1 protein-coding gene is annotated in these 2,018 nt (G+C 42.2%); it reads left to right on the forward strand.

The annotated features are described in order from the left end of the window. The first annotated feature begins 68 nt into the window (after positions 1–68). Entirely contained in the window at positions 69–1,829 is a 1,761-nt protein-coding gene (locus A9E74_RS13630; RefSeq protein ID WP_069297139.1) for an autotransporter outer membrane beta-barrel domain-containing protein, read from the forward strand. Positions 1,830–2,018 lie beyond the last annotated feature (189 nt).

A 2,018-nucleotide genomic window follows, 5' to 3' on the forward strand; every position in this document is an offset into this window, starting at 1 on the left:
GTAGTTTTACTTTCCGCTGCTCAACCAAAAATTTGCAGTATTAATGCTTGCTCACTGGAGTAACAGAGTTGAAGTTAATTATTTCCATCTTATTGGTGTTCTTTACCCAGCCTGCTTTTGCCTTGTGTAACGGAGGGGTTACAGTCACATCCACTCTGGAAATTACAGCAAGTTGTGATGGGGGAAATGTAAAAGGGCTAACGCTTGATACTGGAGCCGATGTCACTATTGCTTCAGGCGTCACCGTGTCAAACACAGCGCCTTTTGGCGTTAATGGACGTTCAGTGGTTATTTTGGAAACATCAACCTCAGCCAGACTGGTCAATTATGGGTCAATTTATACCCATAACCAATGGGGATTGTGGAACAAGCCCGGGGGTAATGTTGATGTAGTCAACTTTGGGCAAATCACCGGTGTGGTCAGATACGGCATCAGTAATCAGTCAACAATCACTTCTTTAACCAATGTCGGCAGCATTACTGGTGGTTTTGGAAGTATAGGGAATGCTGGAAGTGCCTCAATTCCGGTCTTCAATAATTTACAAGGTTCACTTACATCCCGCCCGGTAACAATTGTTGGTAACTTACCCAATAGTTACAACATCATTATTAATAGTCCCACTAACTATGGTCAATTATCCGCTCCGGGCACCGGAAATATGGCATTTAATATTTATGGGAATACGGGAACCACACTTGTTTCTGGCGTGGCTGCTTCAGTGGTTTCTGAGGGAAGATATTTGAGTGTTTTGCAAAACTTTACAACATTAACGGATGTTTCAGGCACGACCGGTTCTTATGGCAGTTATAACTATAGCCTTGTAGCGAATGACTCTATTTTGAATGCCTGGGATTTATTATTTGAATTTGTAGCCCCTCCCGTTTTTGTAGGCCCGTCAGTTATTGATACACAAGTCTCAGTCCAATCTTTAGCATCTGACTTACGCGGTGGATTCTCTCAGCAACTCATCGCCACTAACTTTGCCAACATGAATACTTATGACTGTGATTTGTTTGATACCAGAGGTTTTTGTGTCTCGGTTGGTGGCCAGCAGACCTATGTTGACAACCCCAGTACTCACGAAACTTCAGCGGTCATAGTGGCAGGTTATAAAGCCACACCTACCCTGCGCTTTGGGGGCTTTTTAAATCACAATCTCAATACCAACACCGTCGCAAGTGTGGATATTTCAAATGCGAATCCACTGATGGGAATATTTATCGTGTGGAATCAAAATCCTGACCACTTGGGTTATCAATTTAAAATCGCCAATGCCTACCAAGATAAAAATTTAACCACCACCCGCGAAATCTTGAATAGCTCAGAAGCCGGTGTTGGTGACACTTCCATCAATACACAAAGCTATGTAGGTGAATTGAGTTACAGCTTCACGGTGAATCAAGCTAGAACCATAGTTAGGCCTTATGCAGCTTTACGCTATACCAAAATCAAACAAGATGGCTATACAGAAGAAGGAGCTATCTCATCACCTTTGACCTATGCCGCTCTTGAAGATCGTTCAACCGTTGCTTTAGTCGGTATGAAGCTCAATCAAAAACTTACAGAGAAAGTGAATCTCACTGGTAGCGTGGGTATTGAACATGATCTATCTCACTCCGTAGATGACTTAACCGCGACCGGCGTCAGTGGTTTAACCAGTGAAAATTTTAACGATGAACTTAATCGTACTCGTCCGGTTGCGAGCATAGGTGCATATTTCAGTCCTGCGAAGAATCAAAGAATTTCAGCGGATTTTTACTACCAGCAACTTCCATTTCAAAGCACTGGGTCTGCTACTGCTTATGTGCATTACACCATTGGTTTGTAATTAATGCGGCGTAATTAACTGTTATGGGAGCGAGAAACTATGTTAGGTAGGAAGCCTAACAATTTTATTCTGCCTTCTTTCCAACCAAACGATACCAGTCAAAAGACATCTCAAATCCCCTCATTGTTGTATTAAAAAAGATAAGTTTTAGTGCAAAAAGTGATGGATTTTCGCGTAAGGTAGGTATAT

Source organism: Methylophaga muralis (assembly GCF_001720165.1).
GTDB lineage: Bacteria > Pseudomonadota > Gammaproteobacteria > Nitrosococcales > Methylophagaceae > Methylophaga > Methylophaga muralis.